This window comes from Pseudomonas sp. NFPP25 (genome assembly GCF_900116505.1).
Taxonomy (GTDB): domain Bacteria; phylum Pseudomonadota; class Gammaproteobacteria; order Pseudomonadales; family Pseudomonadaceae; genus Aquipseudomonas; species Aquipseudomonas protegens.
In genome coordinates, this window is the sequence record NZ_FPBG01000003.1 from 252533 (window position 1) to 277382 (window position 24850).

A 24850-nucleotide genomic window follows, 5' to 3' on the forward strand; every position below is an offset into this window, starting at 1 on the left:
ATGACCTTGCCCACCATCACCCGTAGCTGGGTCGAGTCCGCCAACGGTCACCCCGACTTCCCGTTGCAGAACCTGCCCCTGGGCGTCTTCAGCACCCAGGGTTCGGCGCCCCGCAGCGGGGTCGCCATTGGCGAACAGATTTTCGACCTGGAAGCGGCGCTGGATGCCGGGCTGTTCGAAGGCCAGGCCCAGGCTGCGGTGCAGGCGGCCCGTGGCGGCCAGCTGAATGCGTTCTTCGAACTCGGCCGCCCGGCCCGGGTCGCCTTGCGCGAACGCCTGCTGGAACTGCTCGGCGAAGGCAGCAGCCTGCGCGGCAAGATCGAGGCCCAGGGGGCGAAACTGCTGCCCCTGGCCGCGGACTGCCAGATGCACCTGCCGGCCAAGATCAACGATTACACCGACTTCTATGTGGGCATCGAACACGCGCAGAACGTCGGCAAGCTGTTTCGCCCCGACAACCCGCTGCTGCCCAACTACAAGTACGTGCCGATCGGCTACCACGGTCGCGCCTCCACTATCCGTACTTCCGGTGCCGACGTGCGCCGGCCCAAGGGCCAGACCCTACCGGCCGGGCAGTCCGAACCGACTTTCGGCCCCTGCGCGCGCCTGGACTACGAATTGGAGCTGGGCATCTGGATCGGCCAGGGCAACGAGATGGGCGAGCCCATCGCCATTGGCGACGCCGCCGAACACATCGCCGGGTTCTGCCTGCTCAACGACTGGTCGGCGCGGGATATCCAGGCCTGGGAATACCAGCCGCTGGGCCCGTTCCTGTCGAAAAGCTTCATTACCAGCATTTCGCCCTGGGTGGTGACCGCCGAGGCCCTGGAGCCGTTCCGCCAGGCCCAGGCCCCGCGCCCTGAAGGCGACCCGCAACCGCTGCCGTACCTGCTGGACAAGCGCGACCAGGCCGCCGGTGGCTTCGACATCGAACTGGAAGTGTTGCTGACCACCCGCACCATGCGCGAGCAGGGCCTGCCGGCACACCGCCTGACCCTGAGCAACACCCGGTACATGTACTGGACCGTGGCGCAGATGGTTGCGCACCACAGCGTCAACGGCTGCCAGTTGCAGGCCGGCGACCTGTTCGGTTCGGGCACCTTGTCCGGCCCAGAGAGCGGCCAGTTCGGCAGCCTGCTGGAGATCACCGAAGGCGGCAAGAAACCCATCGAACTGGCGTCCGGCGAGGTGCGCAAGTTCCTCGAGGACGGCGATGAAATCATCCTGCGCGGGCGTTGCAGCCGTGAGGGTTTCGCCTCCATCGGCTTCGGCGAATGCCGCGGCACGGTCCAGCCGGCACGTTAAGGGAGAGCCCTCATGCAGCTCTATACCTACTACCGCTCTACTGCGTCCTACCGGGTGCGCATCGCTCTGGCCCTCAAGGGCCTGGAGTTCCAGGCCATACCGGTCAATCTGCTGGTGCCCAAGGGCGGTGCGAATCGCCAGCCGGAGTACCTGGAGATCAACCCGCAGGGCCGGGTGCCGGCCCTGCGGACCGATGACGGCGACCTGCTGATCCAGTCGCTGGCAATCATCGAGTACCTGGAGGAGCGTTATCCACAGGTGCCGCTGCTGTCCACGGACCTGGTCAGCCGCGCCCGGGAACGGGCGGTTGCCGCGATCATCGGCTGCGACATTCATCCGCTGCACAACTCCAGCACCCAGAACCTGCTACGGGAATGGGGCCATGAGGAAGCGCAACTGCTGGTGTGGATCGACCACTGGATCAGCCAGGGGCTGGCGGCCCTGGAGCAACTGATCGGCGACCAGGGCTTCTGTTTTGGCGATGAGCCGGGGCTGGCCGATGTGTTCTTGATTCCCCAGCTGTATGCGGCCGAGCGTTTCAAGGTGTCCCTGGACGCTTATCCGCGGATCCTCCGGGTCGCGGCCCTGGCCGCCGAGCACCCGGCGTTCCAGGCCGCGCACCCGGCCAACCAGCCGGATACGCCAGCCTGAACCCGCACGCTGCCCGGTATCCGGGGCAGCGTGGCATCCGCATCACCCAGGCCCCGCAACGGGGCCTGAGCGGTCACCGCCTGTGACCTGCGCAACATTGCTGCCCATAACCATAAAAAACCGAACAGGTACCTTGCGATGCAAAATCAGATTGCCAGCTTTCGTGCTGCGCTCGACGCCCGCCCGGTGTCCCGCTACCAGTGGTTGCTCTTGTTGCTTCTCGCCTTGCTGCTGGTCACTGATGGCTACGACGCCCAGGTGCTGGGCTATGTGGTGCCGGCCCTGGCCCAGGACTGGGGGCTGGAGAAGGCCGCCTTCGGCCCGGTGTTCAGCGCCAACCTGCTGGGCCTGACCCTGGGGTCCCTGGCGGTGACGCCCCTGGCCGACCGTTTTGGCGTGCGCCGGATCCTGCTCTGTTGCGTGCTGATCTACGCCAGCCTGACGGTGCTGATGGTGTTCGCCAATTCCCTTGAAAGCCTGATGGCCGCCCGTTTTATCTGTGGCATCGGCATGGGCGGGGCGATGCCCAGCGCGATGGCGCTGATGTCCGAATATTCGCCGCCGCGCCTGCGCACCCTGATGGTGACCCTGGCCGCCTGCGGTTTCTCCTTTGGCGGCGCGGCGGGTGGTTTCGTTGCCGCCGGCTTCATCGATCGCTTTGGCTGGGAAGCGGTGTTCCTCGCCGGCGGCATCACGCCGCTGCTGCTGTTTCCTTTCCTGCTCTGGCGCCTGCCCGAATCGCTGCCGCGCCTGCTGCGGGACGCGCCGCCCTATGCGCGGCTGCGCAAGGTCACCGCACAGATGCTCCCGGACTGGCAACCGCCGGCCGCAGTGCTCAACAGCGGTGAGCAGGCGGACAGCAAGCTCACGGTGCTGGAGTTGTTCCGCCACGGCTATGCACGGCCGACCTTGCTGATCTGGGCGACCTTTTTCGTCAGCCTGATCCTGCTGTATTTCATGATCAGCTGGTTGCCGACGCTGCTGCTGGAGAGTGGCCTGGCCCTGAAGCAGGCCAACCTGGTGACTTCGATGTTCCTCTTCGCCGGCACCCTCGGCGCGATCTGCATGGCCTGGTTCGCCGACCGCCTGAAACGCAAGGTGCGCCTGCTGGCCGCGGTGCTCAGCGCCGCCGCACTGTGCACCGTGCTACTGGGGTTGAACCACGACAACCCGCGCTACCTGGTGGTGTTCGTGTTTGCCGCGGGCTTCTGCATCATCGGTGGCCAGTTGACCCTGAATGCCTTCGCCAGCAACTTCTACCCGGCCCAGGTACGCGCCACCGGCACCGGCTGGGCTTTGGGCGTGGGGCGTTTCGGTTCGATCCTCGGTCCGCTGTTCGGCAGCATGCTGCTGGCGATGCATATTCCGGTGCAGCAGATTTTCTTCTTCTGCGCGATTCCGGCCCTGCTTTCGGCGTTGTTGATCATTCAGGTGCGTTCGCCCCTGGCGTCGGCCTCGGGTGAGGCGGGGCCGGCCGCGCAACGGCAGGCCCCGCTCAAGTCCTGAGGGGCAGGGTGGTTCAGCGCGCCAGGTGCTTGATCATCGGCACGCAGGCCAGGGTCAGGCCCCGGGGCGACTGGTACTGGGCGATGCGCTCACCGACGAAGCCGCAGCGGCGATAGAAGTCGGCGGCGTTGAGGGTGGAATCCAGGATCAGGTGGGGCAACTCGGCTTCCAGCGCCCGTTCTTCGAGGTACTCCATCATCTTGCGGCCGATGCCGCGTCCCATGTAGGCCGGGTCGACGAACACCGCGTCGACCTGCCCGGTCTCCAGGTCGAGCATGCCGCTGGCGGTCACCTGATTGTCGATGACCGCGACATGGCCGGTGTTTTCCACCACTTCGATGAAGTAGTCGCTCAGTTCGCCAGCCGTCCAGACCTGGAGGTCCGCTTCGGGGTAGTGGCCGGCGCACTGCTGGTTGATGGCCTGGTTGCGAATGTCGAAGACCCGTTGTGCGTCGGCGCCGTGGGCTTTTCTGATAAGCATGCTGTGTCCGTTCCCTGGGGTTAGCCGCCCATCCTGCCAGAGCCCGGGCGCTGCTGTCATGCGGCCCTGGCCTGGATCAGCAACAGCCCCCAGCCGTTGGCGTGGTGCCGGGGTGGCGCGGGTGGAAATTCTCGAGGAAGCGTTCGGCGCTGTTCATGCTTTTTCATCCTTGCAGCAGGCAGAAGGGCGGCGGGCCTTGTTGCACGGCAGGCGCGAAACAGCGGGGGGATTCAGTGCACGATGGTGTTGGGCGGCAGGTGCCCCAGGCGTTCGGTCAGGCGCAGGCGCTGGATCGGGTCGTCGCTGAGCAGCAGGGCGTGCTCCAGGTCGAAGCGTTCGGCATTCGGGCATTCCAGGCGCTGGTAGAGGCTGGCCCGGGCCAGGTAGTCGGCGGCGCTGCCGTTGCCGATTTCCAGGACCCGTTCGGCATTGATCAGGGCCCCCAGGTGGTCGTCGTAGGACAGGTGCAACTGGCGCAGGTTGCGTGACAGGCGCTGGAACATCTGCAGCGGTTCGGCGCTGGCCAGGTGCTCGGCGCTGAGCTTGATATGGGCGCCGTACTGGCGTTGCAGCAGTTCCCGGCAATCGTTGGGGTACAGCCGGCGCCCGCCGCACGGGTCCAGCAGGTGGTCGGCACCGGGCACCCGCAGCAGGAAGTGCCCGGGAAAGTTCACCCCCGCCAGCGGCACCTGCAGCCGCTGCGCCAGTTCCAGAGCGATCAGGGCCAGGGCCAGGGGCTGGCCGCGCCGACGCTCCAGGACCTTGTCCATCAGCGCCGCCTGGGGCCGCAGGGGCAGGTGTTCGTCCTGTTGGAAACCCAGGTCGTTGAGCCGGCGCAACAGCGGTTGGCCAAGCTCGTTCGCCGGCAGCGTCGGCAGGCTGCTGCCCACTTGCTGCTGCAGTTGCTTGAACTCCTCCAGCAACAGGCCGGGCACCACCTGGGGATCATGCTCGGCGGCAATCCACAGGGCAGCTTCCAGCAGGGCGGGTGGCGAGCGGTGCAGACAGGCGAAAAAAGCTTGGCGCGGGTTCATCTCGATCTCCGACGGATGCCTCGTTTTAGCCTCGTGACGAAGCTTCGTCCAGTGTTGAAATGCGTGGTAGCAGGTTATTTCCCAAAGCCTGCAAAACCCCGGGGCTTATTCCTGCGCGGCGCAGCAAATTCCAGGCGCAAGCCTATACTGGCGTCTACAAGAAGTGATTCGGGAGCCCGTCGATGTTCGCTCTCATGCACAGCACCCGCCTTGAATCGCTGCACCTCAGCGTCGACCCCTGTACCGGGTTGAAGGCAGTGATCGCCATCCACGACAGCCGCCTGGGGCCCGCCCTGGGCGGCTGTCGTTACCTCGCCTACCCCGACGACAGCAGTGCCGTGACGGATGCCGCGCGCCTGGCCCAGGGCATGAGCTACAAGGCCGCCCTGGCCGGCCTGCCCCAGGGGGGCGGTACCGCCGTGATCATCCGCCCCGCCCATGTGGAAAGCCGCGCCGCCCTGTTCGAAGCCTTCGGCCGATGCGTCGAGCAACTGGACGGGCGCTACATCACCGCCATCGACAGCGGCACCTCGGTGGCCGACATGGACTGCATCGCCCAGCAGACCCGTTACGTCACCAGCACCAGTGCCGCGGGCGACCCGGCCCCCCATGCTGCCATGGGAGTGTTCGCCGGCATTCGCAGCACCGCCATGGCGCGCCTGGGCAGCGACAACCTGGAAGGCCTGCGGGTGGCGATCCAGGGGCTGGGCAATGTCGGCTATGCCCTGGCCGAGCAGTTGCACGCTGCCGGGGCGGAGTTGCTGGTCAGCGATATCGATGCCGGCAAGGTGCAACTGGCCATGGAGCAACTGGGCGCCCATCCCATCGCCAACGATTCTCTGCTCAGCACCCCTTGCGACATCCTCGCACCCTGCGGCCTGGGGGCGGTGCTCAACAGCCTCAGCGTGGCGCAACTGCGCTGCTCGGCGGTGGCGGGTTCGGCCAACAATCAACTGACCAACCTGCAGGTGGCCGATCAACTGGAGCGCCGCGGGATTCTCTATGCGCCGGACTACGTGATCAATTCCGGGGGGCTGATCTATGTGTCCCTCAAGCACCGCAACACGGAACTGCCGGTCATCACCGCCCACCTGTCGAAGATCAGCCAGCGGCTGACGGAAATCTTCGCCCACGCCCAGGCCGAAAAGCGCTCCCCGGCGCGAGTGGCCGATGAACTGGCGGAACGTGTGCTGTACCGCTAGGCATTCTTGCCTTAACCCTTGGCCAGGCTCTGTGTACCATCCGGCTGCGAAGTGCCCACTGACAAGGAATGTATCGACGATGCGTGAAGCGCTGGAGACCGGGCTGGATGAGCAGTTGTCCTGCCTGTTGCGGGCGGGGGCGGACTTTCAGGCGGTTCGTGATGTTCTTGTGGCATACCGGGACAAGGGCTTTTGCGCAGAGGCCGTATACAAGCATCTGGCATCACTCCGCCCTGGCGCATCAGAAGAGCTGGAGGACCGAATTCTGGAAGCCATGGATATCGCATCAGGTTTTTGTTCCGCAGGCTCCAGGGTCTGGGACGTCGCGCAATGACAGCGCCAGATATGGCCCCACCATTGACTGGCTGCTCCATCAGGCAACTGCAGTTGTACGCAGCGGCATGCCTGGCGGTTTACTGCGAACGAAAAGGCATTGCTCACCCGTCCATCGATGAGTTGATAAAGCACCTTGAGGGCTACCCGCCAAAGGGCGATCTACTGGCGTGGGAGAGAGCCGGGGCGCTGCTGGCACTCAATGGTCGCGGAGATGAGTGGCCCCAGGAGCTTGTCGCCTTGATAGCGCCTGAAGAGGTCGAGGCGTTCTCCTGCATCGTTGACAGCGCAGTTGAGGTGGGAATGGTTGACCTGTATGGCGACTCGACTGAGATGCCCCTGGCCTTCCTGGGCAAGATCACTTCCCTGCTGCATCGCAACGCTATCGAATTGCCTGATCCGCCAGGGGCGACAGCGCTTCAACGGGCCACCGCACAAGTGCCACTCTTGCCTTCGCAGGCATGAAAAAAGCCCTGTGCCAGGGGCACAGGGCTTATTCAATTCGCGTAAAGCCTATTTTGCGGCCTTGGCCGCTTTCGCCGGTTTGGCTGGCGCCTCGGCTTCAACAGGTTGCGGCTCTGCCACAGCCTCCACTACGGGAGCGGGGGCACTGAGCAACTCGGACAACGCGTCCGGCTGGCTCTTGAACGCCTTGGCGAACACATCGCGGTTCTTCGCCATGTAGATCCCGGCTTCTTCCACCTGTTGTTCGCTCAGCGACGGCACGGCTTTGTGCAACACTTCAGCGAGCAATTCAGCCAGTTCGAGCATTTTGTCATGACGGTCAGCTTCGGCTTTATCCATGAACAAGCGCTCCAGATCTCGGCTGCTGCGGTATACCACTTCGACGGCCATTCACCACCTCACATGCCTTCACGATAATGGGTCTGTATAAACACTGTATCTATATACAGTTCGAGAGAATAGGCGAAACCTTTTCCCTTGGATAGTGGCTTTTTAATGTAGACGCAATTTTTTTCCCGGGCCGATTGTTACCAGGCCGTGCCTCGTTGCCGGCGGCCACCATCTCATTGAAGGCTCCTGGCCTTTTTTCTGCATGCAGAACAACCGTCACGTCCAGTCCGCATCATCCGGTCGAAACGACCTAAGGAAAAACCATCGTGAAAATCAATTGGGCCGAGAACCTGCGGCAGAACGTCCACCAGCTGGCCGAATCCCTGGGCAACCTGTTCGTCGAGTCGTTCCACTACCTGGCGCTGTTCGCCATCGGTGCGGTGACCGCCTGGGCGGCGGTGATGGAATTTTTGCAGATGATCGAGGTGGGCCACATCAAGATCGATGACATCCTGCTGCTGTTCATCTACCTGGAATTGGGGGCGATGGTCGGCATCTACTTCAAGACCAACCACATGCCGGTGCGTTTCCTGATCTACGTGGCGATCACCGCGCTGACCCGGTTGCTGATTTCCAACGTCTCGCACCACAACCCGCCGGACCTGGGCATCATCTACCTGTGCGGCGGCATCCTGTTGCTGGCCTTCGCCATCCTGGTGGTGCGCTACGCCTCGTCGCAGTTCCCTTCGGTGAAGATCGAGCATCCACAGCGCAAGATCGGCGCGGGCTCCGGCGAACACCCGGAAGTGGAGAAGGGCGAGCTCTAGAACCTCAGGGCCGGCGGCGCGAGCTTCTGGCCGGTGGGCGGCGGCAGGCCCAGGCTGTCGCCGTTGGTCATGGCCTCGAGAATGGCCACGGCACTGTGGCCCTGCTCGATGGCGATACCAAACTGAATGCTTTGCACCAGGCGCTTGATGCGCTGCGGGTCATTGCGCTGGGCCGCGCTGATCATGCGCTTGGCCACCACCCGGCCACCTTCGGACAAGGTCAGCATGATGCTGCCGTCCAGGCCCTGGATGCTCAGGTTGACTTGGTATTGCGGGGTGAAGGTGTCGGTAATCAGTTGAAAAGGGTTGTCCATGATGCGTCACCGCCTGATTGGATCGTGCAGTCATTGACCGGCAGGGCGCGGAATTAGTTCGCGATTCCGGACCACTGGCCAGTCGTTCGCCGAGGGTGGCCAACGTCCGTATTCCTCCCCCGGGACAAAGCAAGGGACATGCCGGGAAACGCGCCGGGCAATGAATACGGGGACAAAAAAGCGGACCACGAGGTCCGCTTTTTTTATCCCGGTCCGATTCAGGGCACGACCGAATAAATGATCGCAGACAGTGCGACCAGCCCGATCAGCACCACGAACAGGTTCGACAACTGGCCCGAATACTGGCGCAGTGAAGGCACCCGCCGGATCGCATACATCGGCATCAGAAACAGCAGGCAGGCGATTACCGGTCCGCCCATGGTCTCGATGATGTGCAGGATGCTCGGGTTGAAGGTGGCCACGGCCCAGCACGTGAGGATCATGAACAGCGCGGTGATCTTTTCCAGGCTGCTGGAGGACAGCGAGCGCCCCCGCAGGTTTTTCACGATCAGGCCCTGGAAGCCTTCGCTGGCGCCGATGTAGTGGCCCAGGAACGACTTGGTAATGGCCACCAGGGCGATCAGCGGGGCGGCATAGGCAATCACCGGGGTCTGAAAGTGGTTGGCCAGGTAGGACAGGATCGAGATGTTCTGCTCCTTGGCCGCTACCAGGTCCGCCGGCGACAGGGCCAGCACGCAACTGAAGCAGAAGAACATCACTGTCAGCACCATCATGCCGTGGGCCGTGGCCAGGATACCGCTGCTCTTGGCTTCGGCCTGCGGGCCGTAATGGCGCTTCTGATCCAGGGCGAAGGCCGAGATGATCGGCGAATGGTTGAAGGAAAACACCATCACCGGGATCGCCAGCCACAGGGTCTTGAAGAACAGCGGCAGGGGCATGCCTTCGCCGGCCGAGGCGAAGAACGCGCCGTTCCAGTTGGGGATCAGGCTCAGGGCCAGTAGCAGCAACGCAGCGACGAACGGGTAGACCAGCAGGCTCATGGCCCGCACGATCACGCCCTGGCCGCAACGCACAATGGCCATCAGGCCGAGGATCAGCAGCAGCGACAGCAGCGCCCGCGGCGGTGGAGTCATGTGCAGCTGGTGTTCCATGAAACTGCTCAGGGTGTTGGTCAGCGCCACGCTGTACACCAGCAGGATCGGGAAGATGGCAAAGAAGTAGAGCAGGGTGATGAGCTTGCCGGCGCCGACCCCGAAATGCTCCTCGACCACTTCGGTGATGTCTCCGGAGCGCCCGGAAAGAACGAAGCGGGTCAGGCCGCGGTGGGCGAAGAAGGTCATGGGGAAGGCCAGCAGCGCCAGCACGATCAGCGGCCAGAAGCCGCCAACCCCGGCGTTGATCGGCAGGAACAGGGTGCCGGCGCCGATGGCGGTGCCATACAGGCCGAGCATCCAGGTGGTGTCGTGCTTGCTCCAGCCCTGGCGGGCGCTGGTGGTGTCGCGGGGTGTGGCTACAGCAGGGTTTTGGGCAGCAGGTGTCGGTACATCGGTCATCGTTATCGCCTCGTTATTATTTTTGCTCGGGCTCACGTAGTGCGGACGGTCAGGGAAGGCTCCTCAGCATTCCACCCAGCTCACCGCCAGGCCGCCCCGTGAAGTCTCTTTGTATTTGTCATGCATGTCGGCGCCGGTATCGCGCATGGTGCGGATCACCCGGTCCAGGGAGATGAAGTGCTTGCCGTCGCCGCGCAGGGCCATCTGGGTGGCGTTGATCGCCTTCACCGCGGCAATCGCGTTGCGTTCGATGCAGGGCACCTGCACCAGCCCGCCTACGGGGTCGCAGGTCAGGCCGAGGTTGTGCTCCAGGCCGATTTCCGCGGCATTGCACAGTTGCTCCGGGGTCGCCCCGAGGATCTCCGCCAGCCCGGCGGCAGCCATGGCGCAGGCCGAACCCACTTCGCCCTGGCAGCCGACTTCGGCGCCGGAGATGGAGGCGTTCTTCTTGCACAGGATGCCCACGGCGGCGGCACCGAGGAAAAAGTTGAGGATGTCGTCGTCACAGGCCTGCGGGTTGAACTTCATGTAGTAGTGCAGCACAGCCGGGATGATCCCCGCCGCCCCATTGGTGGGCGCGGTGACCATGCGCCCGCCGGCGGCGTTTTCCTCGTTCACGGCCAGGGCATAGAGGTTGACCCACTCCATGGCCGAGAGGGTCGAGGTGATGACATTCGGCTTGCCGATTTCCAGCAGGCTGCGGTGCAGCTTGGCGGCGCGGCGGGGTACGTCGAGGCCGCCGGGCAGGATGCCTTCGTGGCGCAGGCCCTGTTCCACGCATTCGCGCATCACCGACCAGATGTGCAGCAGGCCGCTGCGGATCTCGGCGTCGCTGCGCCAGGCCCGTTCATTGGCCAGCATCAGTTCGCCGACCCGCAGCTTATGGGTCTTGCACAGGGCCAGCAGTTCAGCGGCACTGTTGAAGTCGTAGGGCAGTTGGACACCGGTGGTGGTTTCGGCACCGGCCTCGACCTGGGCCGCTTCGATGATGAAGCCGCCACCCACCGAGTAGTAGGTCTGCTCCAGCAGCGTGCCCTGCTCGCCAAAGGCGGTCAGGGACATGGCGTTGGGGTGGTAGGGCAGGCTTTCGTCCAGCAGGAGCAGGTCCTGCTGCCAGTCAAAGGCAATGAGGCTGTGCCCGCCCAGCAGCAGTTGGCCGCTGTCGCGCAACTGCTGGATGCGCGGGTTGATGCTGGTGGGGTCGATGCTGTCGGGCCATTCACCCATCAGCCCCATGACACTGGCGCGGTCGGTGGCATGGCCGACGCCGGTGGCGGACAGCGAACCATAGAGACGGATCTGTACCCGCTGCACCTGGTCTTGCAGGCCCTGCTCGAACAGCGCCTGGGCGAAGGTCGCGGCGGCGCGCATCGGGCCCACGGTGTGGGAGCTGGAGGGGCCGATACCGACTTTGAAGAGATCGAAAACACTGATAGCCATGCTAAAGCCTTACAAGCAATGGAAGGTGGATCGCTGCCATTTTTTGTAGGCCAAGCGCAATGTCGGCGATACTGCCCGCCTCGGTCAGCACTGACCAACGAAACTTCCTAAGAGATCCTTTAGCAGGGCTAAACGATGAGCCGACAATTTCATGCCCAGACCTATGTCTGGCTGCATGTGTTTTCCTGTGCCGCGCGGCACCTGTCTTTTACCCGGTGTGCCGAAGAGCTGCACATCACCCCGGGGGCGGTCAGCCAGCAGATCCGCCAGTTGGAGGAGCGCCTGGGTTTTCGCCTGTTTCACCGGCGGCCCCGGGGGGTGGAGCTGAGCGCCGAAGGCCAGCGGCTGGCGCTGACGGTGAGCGAGGCCTACGGCAGCATCGACGCGGAACTGCGGCGCCTGGATGCGGGGATGATCGGGGGGACCTTGCGCTTGCGCTCGATCCCGTCGTTTCTCGGCAAGTGGCTGACTCCGCGCCTGCCGCGCCTGCAGCAGCGTTATCCGGAGATCCAGCTGCGGCTGGTGGCCGAAGACAGCAGCGTGGCCCTGCACGAGGGCGACTTCGACCTGGCCATCGACCTGAACGACGGCAGCTACCCCGGCTTGCAGTCCACCGCGTTGCTGGATGAGCAGATTTTCCCGGTCTGCGCGCCGAGTCTGCTGCGGGGCCGTCCGCCGTTGCACGGTCCGGCGGACCTGGCGCATTTTCCATTGCTGCACGACATCACCGCCTGGCGCGGCAGCTATGAATACGCCGAATGGGAGTTCTACCTCAATGCCATCGGCTTCGAAGGCGCGGACGTGCGTCGTGGCCATACCTTCAATCGCAACCACCTGACCATCGAGGCGGCGATTGCCGGCATGGGCGTGGCGATTGCCCGGCGCACCCTGCTCAATGACGAACTGGAGCGTGGCACCCTGATCGTGCCTTTCGGCCTGGCGGTGCCCAACCACAAACGCTACGTGCTGCTCTATGCGCCGGGCGCACTGAGCCATCCGGGCGTACGCGCGGTGCATGACTGGCTGGTGGAGGAAGCGGAGATCTTTCGCGGCTTGCACCCTCTGGGCGAGGGGCAGCTGTGAGCGGTTTTGACTGACGCATGGGGCGGGCTAACTCCCGACCTTAACAGCGCCTTTGCGGTTTGTCCGGCTTTATTTGCGTATGAATATTTATCTTTTTTAAGGGGTTGAAATGTTCGTCGCCGTGCCTAATTGTGTAATCAAGAGGTCACGAAATGCAGGTTCATACGCATTGCCTTGACCCTCTTACGAGCAAGCTGAAATAAGGGAAGAACTATGCAAATCCAAGTCCATAGCGATAACCATATTCAAAGCAGCCTTCGGATGGAGGAGTGGGTGCGCAGCACCGTTGAAAGCACGCTCGAACGCTACGAAGAAGACCTGACCCGGGTAGTGGTCCACCTGCGAGACGAGAACGGCGGCAAGTCGGGTCCGGACGATATGCGCTGCCAGCTGGAAGCCCGTCCGAAAGGTCACCAACCGGTTTCCGTGACCCACAAGGCCGACACCCTGGAGCAGGCCCTCGACGGCGCCACCGTCAAGTTGGAAAGTGCCCTGGAGCACATGTTCGGCAAATTGCGCGGCAAACGTGCGGCAGCCGTGCCCACAGCTGATGGCAGCGAGGCAGATGCCCTGCTCGAAGAAGAATTCCTGGAGAACCAACAGGCCGCGCTCAATAGCTGACGGCCGAGTTTCACCCCCCAACCGGACGGGCCTGCATTGCAGGCCCGTTTTGCTTTGTGGGGAAAATTAATCAGAACGCCACGGAGGTCTGCACATAGAGCGTGCGGGGCTCGCCTACGTACTTGCCCTTGTTGTTGTCGTCGAAGGAACGGGTGAAGTACTGGTGGTTGAAGATGTTCTTCACCCCCACCGCCACGTTCAGGTCCGACAGTTGCGGGCCGAAGTCATACCCGGCGCGGGTGCTGAACAGCATGTAGCCGGGGATGCGCCCGGTGCTGCCATCGGCGCTTTCGGCACGGGTGTTGGCATTGTCGGCAAACTGGCTGCTCTGGTAGCTGCTGTCGAGGTTGAGCTTCCACGGGCCTTCGGTGTAGCTCACCCCCAGGGTGCCCTTGTGCTTGGAAGAGAAGGGCACGCGGTTGCCCTTGTTCGGGCCGTCTTCGCGAATGGTGGCATCGACATAGGCGTAGGTGGCGTAGACATCGAAGCCCGCCAGCGCTGGGGCCAGGCCATCCAGGGCGTAGCTGACGCTGCTCTCGATACCCTGGTGGCGAGTCTCGCCCCGGGCGATCACCGTGTCGTTGGTCTGGTTGCTGTCGTACTGGTTGTCGAAGTTGATCAGGAAAGCGCCGATCTCCGCCCGCAGGGTGCCGTCGTCATAGCGGGTGCCCAGTTCCCAGGTGCGGGCTTTCTCCGGCTTGACCTCGCCACTGGCCACGCGGTTGGGCATCTGGCTGTATTGCACGCTGCCGAAGGAACCTTCGGTGTTGGCGTAGAGGTTCCAGCTCTCGTTGAGGTGGTACATCACATTCAGCGCCGGCAGCGCGGTGTTGTAGTCACCCTTGTATTTGACGTGGGTGAGGTTGTTGCTCTGCTGCGACTCGATCATCTCGTAGCGGATGCCCGGGGTCAGGGTCCACTTGCCGATATCGATCCGGTCATCGACGAAGAACGCATGGGCTTCGGTGCCGCCACGGGTGTCGCGGTCATTGCGGCTGTTGCTGGTGGGCAGTTGCTGGTTGGCGGTCAGCGGCGTGCGATAGCGCAGTTCATGACCGGCCTCGTTGATGTAGCGGTAGCCGACGCCCACTTCGTGGCTGCTGTCCCCCAGGTCGAAGCCTTGGGCGAAACGGGTTTCCAGGCCGCGTACCCAGTATTCGCGAGGCGACAGGGAGAGGAAGCTGCCCTGGTCCAGGTAACCGCTGCGCAGGGTCTTGGTGAAGAAGCTGTTGACGGTGAATTCGCGGCGGTCTTCCTGGTAGCGGTAGCCGACGTTGAACATCGTGCGCCGGCCCCAGAACTTGTCGTAGGGGCGGGTCGACTGGTACGGGTCGGCCTTGTAGTCCGCCACGTTCAGGCCGCCGGGCATGTCCGCCTCACCTTCGTAGTACTGGGCCATGGCATTGAAACTGTTGGCTTCATCGAGTTGGTACTTGCCCTTGAGGATCAGGTCGTCGATCTGCGTGTCGCTGTGTTCGCGCCAGTCGCCGCCGCGGGTGCCGGAGTACAGCAGGGCGCCGCCCAGGCCGTTGTCGGCGGTGCCACCGGCCAGCAGGTTGCCGGTGGTCTTGAAGCCGTCATGGCTGGAGGAGGGGCTGGTTTCGGTCTGGAAGCCGCCCTTGACCGTCGGCGCGTCGGGAATTGCCCGGGTCACGAAGTTGACGATGCCGCCGACGTTCTGCGGGCCATAGCGCACCGCGCCACCACCGCGCACCACGTCCACGGCATCCATGTTGCCCATGCTGATGGGGGCAAACGACAGTTGCGGCTGACCGTAGGGGGCGAAGGGTACCGGGATACTGTCCATCAGCACCGTGGAGCGCGAGGCCAGGCGCGGATTGAGGCCGCGGATGCCGAAGTTCAGCGCCATGTCGTGGCTGCCGGTGCCGTTGTTGTCCGGTGCGTTGACCCCGGGAATCCGATTGAGCACGTCCCGCGCCTGGGTGGCGCCCTGGCGTTCGAACTCCTCGCGACGGATCACGTCCCGGGCCCCTGGGTGCTCGAACACATCGCTTTGCTGGGCATCGCCGAGCCAGTCGCCGACCACGCTGGAGGCGCCCAGGTGCAGCGGCTGCGCAGCGGCCTCGGGGCTGGCCGGTTGCAGGCTGAAGGCATTGCTACCCTCGGCCCGGGCTTGCAGGCCGGTGCCTTGCAGCAGAACGTTCAGGCCTTCCTGCGGGCTGTACTGGCCTTGCAGGCCACGGCTTTGCACGCCACTGGTGACGTGTGAGCCGAAAGAGATCAGCACCCCGGCTTGCCGGCCGAACTGGTTCAGGGCGTTTTCCAGCGAGGTCGGGGCGATGTGATAACTCTGGGCCTGGGCCTCGGCGGCCTGGACCAGGGGCAGGCTGGCCAGGCTCAGGCTGGCCCCCAGCAGCAAGTGGCGCAGGGTACGGGCCAGAGGCGTGAGGCAGGTGGGTTGCTCGGTCATGAAGGTGGGTCCTGAGAAGGGGGAATCAAGGTGGCTTTCCTTCTCTGTCACTTGAACCTGGGGAAACGGCTCATGGGCGGTGGTTTTTTTTCGGTGCCGGGGCGGGCGGCGATTGGTTTGCGGGGGCTTGGGTGAGGCCCGGGTCAAGGGCGCGTCCCCTGCGGAGCCGGTTGCAGCCCGCGGCAGCGGCGACAGAGTGCCGTCAGGCGCGGGCCTGGACGGTGACCCAATAGCGGGTGAAGCGACGTACCTTGACCGGCAGGCTGATCTCCAGCAGATCGAGAATCCGCTCGCTGTCATCCAGGGGGTAGCTGCCGGAAATCAGCAGGTCCGCCACCTGCGCATCACAGTTGAGCTGGCCGCGGCGGTAGCGCCCCAGTTCGTCGAGAAAGTCCGCCAGGCGCATGTGCGCTGCCACCAGCATGCCTTCGCTCCAGGCGCCGCTGCCGGCATCCAGGGCCCGGGGAGCTCGCCAGCTGTTGCCGGTGAAATTCAGTTGCTGCCCGGCCGCCACCTGGGGCGGGGTTGTGGCGTAGTCCAGGGGCGTCACGCCGACGGTTCCGGAGAACACCGCCAGTTGGGTGTAGTCCTTGAATTGGCGCAGGTTCAGCCGCGCGCCTTGCGGGCTTACCTGCCCTTGTGCGGTCTGCACCCGCAGCGGCCGGGCATCCTGGGCACTGGTGAGCATGATCTCGCCCTCCAGCAGGCGGATCAGCCGTTGCTGGCCATCAAAGCGCACATCCACCGCGCTGCTGGTATTGAGCTGCAACTGGCTGCCGTCGCTCAGTTGCAGTTTGCGCCGCTGCCCCAGGGGGCTGCGGTAATCCGCCAGCAGTGGCGGCAGCGGGTTGTGTTCGCGCAGGCCCCAGGCGGCGGCCGAGCCGGCGCCGAGAATCAGCAGCAGCTTCAGTGCCTGGCGCCGGCTGGCGGATTTCGGCGCGTTCAGGGCGGCGTGGGCCAGGGGCGAAGACAGGCCACGCAGGCGCTGGTTGACGCGCTGGATATGCTCCCAGGCCCGCTGATGTTCGCTGTGGGCATCGTGCCATTGCTGCCAGGCCTGTTGCTGGCGCGGGCTCAAGGGCCCGCCCTGCATTTCGATCAGCCAGTGCACGGCCTGTTCGGCCACCTGGTTGCTGAAATCGGGCTGGCCATTGAGGTGTGGGTTCATCGAGGCACTCACAGGGCGAAGTAGCAGCGCATCGCCGCTTTGTTCAGGTGGCGTTTGACCGTGGCGATGGAGATATTCAGCTCCCGGGCGATTTCGCCGTAGGTCAGGCCGTCCAGCTGGCACAGCAGAAAGGCTCGCTTGACCGGCCGCGGCAGGCCGTCGAGCAGGCTGTCCAGATCCATCAGGGTTTGCAGGATGATGGCCCGCTCTTCCTCGGAGGGCGCCACCTGTTCAGGCATCTGCGCCAGGGTTTCCTGATAGGCCCGCTCCAGGTCCTGGCGCCGGTAGTGGTTGAACAGCACGCGCTTGGCGATGGTGGTGAGAAACGCCCGGGGCTCGATCAGGGCCGGTGTTTCCCGGGCGCTGAGTACCCGGATGAAGGTGTCCTGGGCCAGGTCTGCGGCGCTGTGGGGGCAGCCGAGCCGGCGCCGCAACCAGGTGTTCAACCAGCTGTGATGGGCCTGGTAGAGGCCTTCGACGGTAGCGGTGTGGGACAAGCCGGACGCTCCTGCACCGAGATGGCGCATAAGAGAACAAGAATTGTTCGCATTGTAGTGGGGCGACATGGCATTCGGCAATCAGGCCGGACCGACGGGTTTGGATCGGGTTCGTCGCTGCTTTTTGCATATGAGAATATTTATCATTAAACTTGCCCGCCTACTTCCCCCGGCCGCCTGTGTGCTGTGCCGGACCTCCCCTCGCGTCAAGGTCGAAACATGAAAAGCAAGGCTGGCGGTCTTTCCGCTTCCTATCGTCTGGCGGTGGCTTCGCGGGTATTCGCCGCGGTGCTGGGGGGCTATCTGCTGGCGGCGCTGGGCAGTGTCTGCCTGACCTTGCTGCTGCCCCTGCCCAGGGCCGATGCCGTGGTCAGCGGAATGGTGACGTCCTTCCTGTTCTATCTGGTGGCAGTGCTCTGGTGCTTTGCCTGTCGCAGTGCCTGGCAAGCCTGGCTGGGCTTGTTGCTGCCGAGCCTGGTGCTGGCGCTGGTCGCCGGCAGTGCCTACTGGGTGGCCCTGCTATGAAGGAAGGATTTCGCCAGTCCATGGCCTGGCTGCACACCTGGAGCGGGCTGCTGTTCGGCTGGTTGCTGTTTGCGATCTTCCTCACCGGGACCCTGTCCTATTTCAAGGATGAGATCACCCACTGGATGCAGCCGGAGGCGCCGGCCCGGGTCCTGAACGCCGATGCCAGCCTGGGGCTGGCCCAACGCTACCTGGAACGCCATGCCCAGGGTGCGCAACGCTGGTTCATCGGCCTGCCCGATGCCCGCCAGCCGAGCCTGTCGGTGGGCTGGCAGGCGCCCGGCAAACCCGGCGAGCGCGGTGCCTTCACCGAGAAACTGCTGGACCCGGCCACCGGCAGCGAAGTGCATGTGCGCGACACCCGCGGCGGCGAGTTCTTCTACCGCTTCCACTTCCAGCTGCAGATGCCCTATCCCTGGGGCCGATGGCTGTCGACGATGGCAGCCATGGTGATGTTCGTGGCGCTGATCAGCGGCATCATCACCCACAAGAAAATCTTCAAGGACTTCTTCACCTTCCGCCCGCGCAAGGGCCAGCGCACCTGGCTCGACGGGCACAACGCGGTGGGCGTGCTGGTGCTGCCGTTTCACCTGATGATCACCTACAGCAGCCTGGTGATCTTCATGTACATGGTCATGCCGGCGAGCATCCTGGTGGCCTACAAAGGGGATTCCGATGCCTTCTTCGAGGACTTGCGGCCCGCTGCTGCCGCTGCCTCGGCCGCCGGGCAGAGTGCCCCGCTGGCCCCCCTCGAACCCATGCTGAAGCAGGCCCGGGAACGTTGGTCGGGCGGCCATGCGCAGCGCCTGGTAGTCAGTTACCCGGGGGACCTGAATGCATCGGTGCAGGTGTTTCGCCATGAAGCCGACCGGGTAGCCCGGGATTTCGGCAGCCAAGTGGCGTTCAACGGCGTGACCGGCCAGCCGTTGCAGGCCTCTGCCGAGCAATCCCTGCCGCTGGCCATCGGCGGCAGCTTCTATGGCTTGCACATGGGTCGCTTCGCCGGGCCGGTGTTGCGCTGGCTGTACTTCCTCTGTGGGCTGGCCAGCACCGCGATGATCGGCACCGGGCTGGTGATCTGGCTGGGCAAGCGCCAGCTCAAGCATGCCAAGAGTGCCGCCCAGCCTTTCGAACTGCGCCTGGTGGAAGTATTGAACATCGCCAGCATGGCCGGGCTGCTGCTGGCGGTGGCGGCGTTCTTCTGGGCCAACCGCCTGTTGCCCGCAGGCTTCGCCGAACGCGCCGACTGGGAGGTCAGCAGCTTCTTCTGGGCCTGGGGCCTGAGCCTGTTGCACGCCTGCGTCCGCCCTGGCCGTCGCGCCTGGGTTGAACAACTGGGCCTTGGCGCCTTGCTGTTCGCCGGGGTGCCGGTGCTCAGCGTGCTCACCAGCCCGAGCCTGATGGATGGTTTCATGGTCCGGGGCGACTGGGCCATGGCGAGTTTCGACCTGGCGTGCCTGGGCAGTGGCCTGTTCCTGGCCTGGGCGGCGCGCAAGCTGCATCGCGCGGGGGCCGCCGCCACAGCCACGCCCCGGGTGCCCCGGCAACGCCCGCCGGCTCCTGAAACCGAGGTGAATTGAATGCTCCTGGTGCTGTTGCTCTGTTATGCCGGCTTTACCGGCCTGTGCCTGTCCCTGGACCGGCATCACGGCGAGCTGCTCGGGCACAAGCCTTCGGCCCTGCGCCGCCACGGCCTGCGTCTGGGCGGCTGGATGCTGCTGGGCCTGTCGCTGGCAGCAGCAGTGCAGGCCACCGGCTGGAGCCTGGGGCTGGTGCAGTGGTGCGCGGTGCTGATGTTCAGCGCCTTGCTGCTGGTGCTGCTGTTGCCCTATCGGCCGCGCCTGGTGCTGACGATGGCGGGGGCCAGCCTGCTGGCCAGCCCGGTCGCGGCCCTGGCCCACTTCTGAGCGGACCGACGATGATGAGCACCCTGCCACCGGAGCCTGCCGAGGGGGATCACCCTGATCCGCAGGGCAGCCGTGCGCATTTTCTCCAGGTGTTCCTGTCCCAGCGTTCGCAGATGGAGGCCCTGGTCAGCCGCCGGGTCGGTTGCCGGGCCACCGCCGCCGACCTGGTGCAGGACCTGTTCCTGCGCTTCTGGCGCCGGCCCCTGGTGCAGGTCGAGGAACTCAGCACCTACCTGCTGCGTTGCGCCGGCAATATCGCCATCGACCACCTGCGTAGCGAGGGCGCGCGAGTGCGGGTCAATGAAGGCTGGCTGCCAGAGCAGCAGGACAACCAGGGCAGCGAGCCCCAGGCGGCGCTGGAAGCCGGCAACGACCTGCGGCATGTCGAAGCGGCCCTGCGCAGCCTGCCGCAGCGCACCCGGCAGATCTTCCTGCTCAACCGCATCCACGGGCGCAAGTACGCCGAGATCGCCAAGGCCATGGGCTTGTCCCAAAGCGCCGTGGAAAAACATATGATGCGCGCCCTCGAAGCCTGCAAGGCCAGCCTGCGGGAAGCCCCGGGCACGCGCACGCCAAGGAATGCACCGTGAACCACCGCACGAGTATCTGCCCGACGCCCGCTCAGGAGCAGGCCGCGCTGGCCTGGCTGAGCCTGCTCCACGATCAGCCCAGCAGTGGCGACCAGGCCACCTTCAGCCAGTGGTTGCAGGCCGACCCCGCGCATATCGAGGCCTATGCCCAGGCCCAGGTGGTGTGGGAGCTGAGCGAGCAGCCGGCGCGCACCCTGGCCGATGAAGACGCCTTTGCCCTGCATGGCCTGCTGCGTTCCATGGATGCTGCCAGGGGCCGGGCCCGGCGGCGCTGGTCGGCGGGGCTGGCGCTGGCCGCCAGTGTATTGCTGGCGGTGGCCCTGGGCGCCGGCTGGCAGCCCGGGCGCTGGGTCGATGACCTGGGGGCCGACTACGTTTCCGCGCCGGGCCAGGTGCGCACCCTGACCCTGGCCGACCAGAGCCAGGTGACCCTGGATGCCGACAGCGCCATTGCCGTGGATTTCAGCCGCGGCGAGCGCCATGTGCAGCTGCGTCGCGGCGCCGGTTTCTTCAGCGTCAGCCACACCGGCGAGCCCTTTGTGGTAGACGCGCAAGAGGGGGAGGCGCGGGTGCTGGGCACCCAGTTCGAAGTGCGCCTGCAGCCGGGCGGGGCCCAGGTCACGGTGCTGTCCGGCCGGGTGGGGGTCACGCCGGCCAAGGGCGCGGCGCAGCAGGTGCTCGGCGCCGGGCAGCAAGTGGCCTACGGACATGGCGTTGCGGCCCCGCTGCACGCTGTCGACAGTGAGGCGCAACTGGCCTGGCGCCAGGGCTGGCTGAACTATTACCACGCGCCTCTGGCCGAGGTGGTGGACGACCTGCGGCGCTATTTCCCCGGGCGTATCCTGCTGCTCAACGATGAACTGGCGGCGCGGCGCATCAGTGGCAGTTTCTCCAGCAAGGACCCGCAGGCGGTCCTCGATTCACTGCAGGCGGTGCTCGGCTTCCAGCAGCATCGGGTGCTCGGGAGGTTCATCGTCCTGCGCTGAGAACCGCGTCCCAGAGCTCCCGAACATTCATCGTTATCACTCCGTTCTGTCACCAAACCGTTACATCAGACGGGGATGATCTGCGCATTCCTGAGCACATGGTCAGGATCGGCGAGGGTTGTGATTCAGCTCTCACAAGGGAGGGATGGCTGAAGCGGGAGCAAGACGATGCGCAGCTGGGATGTAGCTAAAAAGAAAAAAGCTCATATCGAGATCATTCCGATGATCGATGTGATGATGTTTCTGCTGGTGTTCTTCGTACTCATCAGCCTCAACGTGATCCCGGCCGTAGGGATCAAGACGCAGTTGCCGGTCGCCAGTACCGCGCAACAGTTGAAGCCGCAAAACAAGGCAGTGATTACCCTGGGTCTGCAAGAGCGCCTGCAACTCGATGGCCAGGACCTGGATGAAAGTGCATTGCTGGCGCAACTCAAAGTGTTGAACGACAGCAGTGAAAAGTTGGTGATCATTATCAACAGCGATCAGGGCGTGGAAGTTAAACGCCTGGTTTCGGTGATGGACTTGCTCAAGGGCAATGGCTTCTCTTCCGTCTCCATCGCTACACGCAAGTCCTGACGCCATGTTCAGTCTCTATAGAACTCGCAAGTTGCTTGCGTGCCTGCTGCCGGCTGGCCTGTTGCTGCTGGTGATCTATACCAGCCAGTTGCAGCAGTTGCAGATCAAGCCGGTGTATGACGAAAGCACCGTGGAAATCGCCCTGGTCGATGCCGCCGAACTGCTGGCGGCGGCCGAGCCACCACCGCCACCGCCTGAGCCGTTGCCCATCGAGCCCGAGCCGCCGCAGGTGGTGCCGGAGGAAGAACCGCTGGTGATCGAGCCGCCGAAACCCAAGCCGGTGGTCAAGCCCAAGCCGCCGGTGCCCAAGCCCATGGTGGCCAAGCCTGCGCCACCCAAGCCGGCCCCGGCCGTGGCCCAGAACGCCCCCACCGCGCCGCAGCCCGCAGTGGCCGCTGCGCCGAAACCGGTGGCCGCACCGGCTCCCGTACCTGCTCCGGCCACCGCGCCCGCGGCGCCCAGCAGTGCAATCAAGGAAAGTCTGTACACCGCCGCTTTGCGCAAGGAACTGGAAAAGCACAAGCAATACCCCAGCGGCCGCGAGGCCTCGCTGCAACGTCCCCAGGGCGATGTGGTGATCTGGCTGGAAGTCGATCGGGCCGGCAACGTGCTCGACAGTGGCATCGAAAACAAGGCGCCGAACATGTTGCTCAATCGCGCGGCGCAAACCAGTTTGCGCCGCGTGGAGAAAGTTTCGCCGTTTCCCTCGGACGCGTTCTCCGGCAAGAACAAGCAACGTTTTACCGCGACCTTTAGTTACAACGTGGAATAAACCCATCACCTATTAACGAAAGTTGTAAGCAAGGGATTGACCCGTGAAGATCAATAAACTTTATGCCCTGCTTCTGGCATCGGGCCTGGGCAGTTTTGCGCCACTGGTTTTGGCCGACGATACCGTGGACGTAGGTTCGGTGAACGTTGCCGGTAAGCAGACCCTGGGCAACGGCCACATGATCAAGGAAGAAAGCGCCAAGGGCCGCTCCACCGTGACCAAGGAGGCCATGGATCAGATGGCCCCCACCGCCAACGCCGTGGACAAGCTCAAGTACACCCCGGGGATCAACGTTTCCAGCACCGACGCCTCGGGCCTGAGCGGCACCAACTTCACCATGCGCGGGATGAACTCCGACCAGGTCGGGCTCTCCGCCGACGGTTTCCCGATCAACGACTCGGGGGACTACAGCATCTACCCGAACCTGATGGGCGACCCGGAGAACTTCAGTGAAGTCTTCGTCACCCAGGGTTCGTCCGAAGCCGACGGCCCGCACATCGGTTCCAGCGGTGGCAACATCGGCCTGGTGACCGTGCGCCCGACCAAGGATTTCGGGGTGTTCGTCAAGCAGTCTGTGGGTTCCAACAACCTGCGCAAATCCTTTGCCCGCCTCAACACCGGCGAGCTGGGGGGCTTCAAGACCTGGGTCTCGGCGTCCCATACCGAAGGTGACAAGTGGAAGGGCAAGGGTACCTTGCGGGCCGACAAGATCGAGTGGAACACCCTGTTCGAAGACGGCAACGGCAACTCCACCAACGCCATCGTCAAATACAACCTGCAGGAAAACTACAACTACAACAGCGTCAGCAAGTCCCAGTTCCAGACCCAGGGCCGGCGCCTGGACTACTCGGAAAGCACCGTGTTCAAGAACGGCAGCGTGTCCCAGTCCTACAAGCTCAACCGCAACCCCTTCGAAAGCGTGACCGCCTCGGTGACCCAGCGCTTCCAGCTGCGCGACGACCTGAGCCTGACCTTCAACCCGTACTACGTCTGGTCCAACGGCGGCAGCTTCAGCGGCCAGACCGCCACCACCTTGTCCAGCACCTCCAGCCGGGCCGGCAACTATGACCTGAGCGGGCTGCCCAGCGGCACCTACTACCGGCCTTCGTGGACCGAGACCTGGCGCCCCGGCATGACCACCAAGCTCAAGTGGGACCTTAACGAAGAGCACAGCCTGGACGTCGGCTACTGGTACGAGCGCGCCCGCCAGCGCCAGACCCAGCCCTTCATCGGCATCAAGGGCAACGGCGCTCCGGAAAACGTCTGGGGCGACTACAACGGCTCCGACCAACTGGTGGACCGCAATGGCGCGACGGTCCAGGGCCGCCACCAGTACACCGTGACCCCGGCGCAGAAACTCTGGGTGCAGGACACCTGGCAGGCGACCCCGGACCTGACCCTCACCGGAGCCCTGGCCTACCAGTACGTTGAGCGCGATGGCAACAACCTGGGCAGCCTCACCGACAAGCCGGAAAAACGCGACGCCAAGTACCACGAGTTCCTGCCCAGCTTCAACGCCAAGTACCAGGTGGACCCGAACAATCAGGCGTTCTACAACGTCACCCGCAACATGCGCACGCCGCCCAACTACGTGCTGTACAACAAGGGTGATTCCATCAGCCTGAAACCCGAGCTGAGCTGGAACCAGGAACTGGGCTGGCGCTACAGCGAGGAGAACATGGCCCTGAGCGCGACCCTGTTCTACATCACCTTCAAGGACCGGCAGATCTCCACCACCGATCTCAATGGCGACTACGTCGTGGCCAACGTCGGCGAAGTGAAGAACCGTGGCCTGGAGCTGGAGTGGAGCGGCCGCTTGCCGCGCAACTTCAACTACTACGCCTCGTACACCTACACCAAGTCCGAGCAGATGGATGACCTGACCAACAAGAACGTGCTGCTGCCGACGTCCGGCAAACAGCTGACCAACGTTCCGGAAAACATGTTCAACCTGAGCTTGGGCTACGACGATTCGCTCTACTACGGCAACGTGGTGGGCAAGTACGTCGGCGCCTTCTACGGCGACCTGACCAACGACGAGAAGATCTCCGGACGCACCGTGTTCGACCTCAATGCCGGTATCCACCTGCCGGTGGACAAGAAGGTGCTGAAGTCCGCGACCCTGCGCTTCTCGATGCTCAACGTGTTCGACAAGGAATACCTGGCGTCGGTACGCACCGTGTCTTTCAACTCGGTAAGGACCAATGGCCTGGCGCCAAGCACCGCCTATTACAACGTGGGTGAAGAACGCACCGCGATGGTCTCCCTGGAAGCTGCGTTCTGATTCGATTC

25 protein-coding genes and 1 pseudogene are annotated in these 24850 nt (G+C 64.2%); 17 read left to right on the plus strand and 9 right to left on the minus strand.

Annotated features, from left to right (window positions below; genetic code table 11):
* The 3 genes from fahA (at position 1) to BM382_RS13205 (ending at position 3462) form a co-directional block, all read left to right on the plus strand.
* Positions 1–1305, plus strand: coding sequence for a fumarylacetoacetase (gene fahA, locus BM382_RS13195; RefSeq protein ID WP_011059322.1), 1305 nt, complete (start codon positions 1–3; stop codon positions 1303–1305).
* Between the two features lie 12 nt (positions 1306–1317).
* Positions 1318–1956 (plus strand): maleylacetoacetate isomerase, encoded by a 639-nt coding sequence (gene maiA, locus BM382_RS13200; RefSeq protein WP_019093360.1) that lies wholly within the window; start codon positions 1318–1320, stop codon positions 1954–1956.
* A gap of 138 nt (positions 1957–2094) precedes the next feature.
* Positions 2095–3462 carry an MFS transporter gene (locus BM382_RS13205; RefSeq protein WP_072443031.1) on the plus strand — a complete coding sequence of 456 codons (1368 nt, stop codon included), beginning with the start codon at positions 2095–2097 and terminating at the stop codon, positions 3460–3462.
* Between the two features lie 13 nt (positions 3463–3475).
* Here the strand turns inward: BM382_RS13205 and BM382_RS13210 are convergent, their stop codons facing one another.
* The gene (locus tag BM382_RS13210; RefSeq protein WP_015634198.1) at positions 3476–3943 is read right to left on the minus strand and encodes a GNAT family N-acetyltransferase; all 468 of its coding nucleotides are present in this window, start codon (positions 3941–3943) and stop codon (positions 3476–3478) included.
* Between the two features lie 230 nt (positions 3944–4173).
* Positions 4174–4977, minus strand: coding sequence for a SirB1 family protein (locus tag BM382_RS13215; protein ID WP_011059326.1), 804 nt, complete (start codon positions 4975–4977; stop codon positions 4174–4176).
* Positions 4978–5159: 182 nt separating this feature from the next.
* Between BM382_RS13215 and BM382_RS13220 the strand changes: the two genes are divergently transcribed.
* The 3 genes from BM382_RS13220 to BM382_RS13230 all read left to right on the plus strand — a co-directional run bounded on the left by BM382_RS13220 (position 5160) and on the right by BM382_RS13230 (position 6977).
* Positions 5160–6179: a Leu/Phe/Val dehydrogenase gene (locus tag BM382_RS13220; RefSeq protein ID WP_011059327.1), complete on the plus strand. Its 1020-nt coding sequence runs from the start codon at positions 5160–5162 to the stop codon at positions 6177–6179.
* Between the two features lie 79 nt (positions 6180–6258).
* Positions 6259–6513, plus strand: coding sequence for a hypothetical protein (locus tag BM382_RS13225; RefSeq protein WP_041774068.1), 255 nt, complete (start codon positions 6259–6261; stop codon positions 6511–6513).
* Between the two features lie 11 nt (positions 6514–6524).
* Positions 6525–6977 (plus strand): hypothetical protein, encoded by a 453-nt coding sequence (locus BM382_RS13230; protein WP_072443033.1) that lies wholly within the window; start codon positions 6525–6527, stop codon positions 6975–6977.
* A 150-nt stretch (positions 6978–7127) separates the two neighbouring features.
* Here BM382_RS13230 and BM382_RS13235 read toward each other — a convergent pair.
* Positions 7128–7367: pseudogene (locus tag BM382_RS13235) on the minus strand (YebG family protein); the annotation flags it as partial.
* Between the two features lie 266 nt (positions 7368–7633).
* Here BM382_RS13235 and BM382_RS13240 point away from each other — a divergent pair.
* Complete coding sequence (locus BM382_RS13240; protein WP_011059330.1) at positions 7634–8134, plus strand: phosphate-starvation-inducible protein PsiE; 501 nt, start codon at positions 7634–7636, stop codon at positions 8132–8134.
* Here BM382_RS13240 and BM382_RS13245 read toward each other — a convergent pair.
* The 3 genes from BM382_RS13245 to BM382_RS13255 form a co-directional block, all read right to left on the minus strand.
* A complete protein-coding gene (locus BM382_RS13245; RefSeq protein WP_011059331.1) occupies positions 8131–8448 on the minus strand; it encodes a DUF3509 domain-containing protein in 318 nt (105 codons plus the stop codon). The genes BM382_RS13240 and BM382_RS13245 overlap by 4 nt on opposite strands.
* Before the next feature lie 218 nt (positions 8449–8666).
* Positions 8667–9962 (minus strand): serine/threonine transporter, encoded by a 1296-nt coding sequence (locus BM382_RS13250; protein WP_041116018.1) that lies wholly within the window; start codon positions 9960–9962, stop codon positions 8667–8669.
* A 63-nt stretch (positions 9963–10025) separates the two neighbouring features.
* Positions 10026–11402: an L-serine ammonia-lyase gene (locus tag BM382_RS13255; RefSeq protein WP_072443035.1), complete on the minus strand. Its 1377-nt coding sequence runs from the start codon at positions 11400–11402 to the stop codon at positions 10026–10028.
* Positions 11403–11537: 135 nt separating this feature from the next.
* Here BM382_RS13255 and BM382_RS13260 point away from each other — a divergent pair, with 135 nt between their 5' ends.
* The gene (locus BM382_RS13260; protein WP_015634207.1) at positions 11538–12485 is read left to right on the plus strand and encodes a LysR substrate-binding domain-containing protein; all 948 of its coding nucleotides are present in this window, start codon (positions 11538–11540) and stop codon (positions 12483–12485) included.
* Between the two features lie 213 nt (positions 12486–12698).
* Positions 12699–13106: an HPF/RaiA family ribosome-associated protein gene (locus BM382_RS13265; RefSeq protein ID WP_011059335.1), complete on the plus strand. Its 408-nt coding sequence runs from the start codon at positions 12699–12701 to the stop codon at positions 13104–13106.
* Between the two features lie 70 nt (positions 13107–13176).
* Here the strand turns inward: BM382_RS13265 and fecA are convergent, their stop codons facing one another.
* The 3 genes from fecA to BM382_RS13280 form a co-directional block, all read right to left on the minus strand.
* Positions 13177–15537: a TonB-dependent Fe(3+) dicitrate receptor FecA gene (gene fecA / locus BM382_RS13270; protein WP_072443038.1), complete on the minus strand. Its 2361-nt coding sequence runs from the start codon at positions 15535–15537 to the stop codon at positions 13177–13179.
* 202 nt (positions 15538–15739) lie between these two features.
* Positions 15740–16705: a FecR domain-containing protein gene (locus BM382_RS13275; RefSeq protein WP_072443040.1), complete on the minus strand. Its 966-nt coding sequence runs from the start codon at positions 16703–16705 to the stop codon at positions 15740–15742.
* A gap of 8 nt (positions 16706–16713) precedes the next feature.
* Entirely contained in the window at positions 16714–17202 is a 489-nt protein-coding gene (locus BM382_RS13280) for a sigma-70 family RNA polymerase sigma factor (RefSeq protein ID WP_019093370.1), read from the minus strand.
* A 219-nt stretch (positions 17203–17421) separates the two neighbouring features.
* On the opposite strand from BM382_RS13280, the gene BM382_RS13285 reads away from it, so the two are divergent.
* The 8 genes from BM382_RS13285 to BM382_RS13320 all read left to right on the plus strand — a co-directional run bounded on the left by BM382_RS13285 (position 17422) and on the right by BM382_RS13320 (position 24842).
* Positions 17422–17727, plus strand: coding sequence for a DUF3649 domain-containing protein (locus BM382_RS13285; RefSeq protein WP_011059339.1), 306 nt, complete (start codon positions 17422–17424; stop codon positions 17725–17727).
* The gene (locus tag BM382_RS13290) at positions 17724–19307 is read left to right on the plus strand and encodes a PepSY-associated TM helix domain-containing protein (RefSeq protein ID WP_011059340.1); all 1584 of its coding nucleotides are present in this window, start codon (positions 17724–17726) and stop codon (positions 19305–19307) included. Before BM382_RS13285 ends, BM382_RS13290 begins: the two co-directional genes overlap by 4 nt.
* Complete coding sequence (locus tag BM382_RS13295; protein ID WP_011059341.1) at positions 19308–19634, plus strand: DUF3325 domain-containing protein; 327 nt, start codon at positions 19308–19310, stop codon at positions 19632–19634.
* Positions 19635–19645: 11 nt separating this feature from the next.
* Positions 19646–20224: an RNA polymerase sigma factor gene (locus tag BM382_RS13300; RefSeq protein ID WP_011059342.1), complete on the plus strand. Its 579-nt coding sequence runs from the start codon at positions 19646–19648 to the stop codon at positions 20222–20224.
* Positions 20221–21210, plus strand: a complete 990-nt coding sequence (locus tag BM382_RS13305) for a FecR family protein (RefSeq protein WP_011059343.1) — start codon at positions 20221–20223, stop codon at positions 21208–21210. The genes BM382_RS13300 and BM382_RS13305 overlap by 4 nt, the downstream gene beginning before the upstream one ends.
* A 168-nt stretch (positions 21211–21378) precedes the next feature.
* The gene (locus BM382_RS13310) at positions 21379–21786 is read left to right on the plus strand and encodes an ExbD/TolR family protein (RefSeq protein ID WP_011059344.1); all 408 of its coding nucleotides are present in this window, start codon (positions 21379–21381) and stop codon (positions 21784–21786) included.
* Positions 21787–21790: 4 nt separating this feature from the next.
* Positions 21791–22558 carry an energy transducer TonB family protein gene (locus tag BM382_RS13315; protein WP_011059345.1) on the plus strand — a complete coding sequence of 256 codons (768 nt, stop codon included), beginning with the start codon at positions 21791–21793 and terminating at the stop codon, positions 22556–22558.
* Positions 22559–22601: 43 nt separating this feature from the next.
* Positions 22602–24842, plus strand: coding sequence for a TonB-dependent receptor family protein (locus BM382_RS13320; RefSeq protein ID WP_072443042.1), 2241 nt, complete (start codon positions 22602–22604; stop codon positions 24840–24842).
* The last annotated feature ends 8 nt before the right edge of the window (positions 24843–24850 follow it).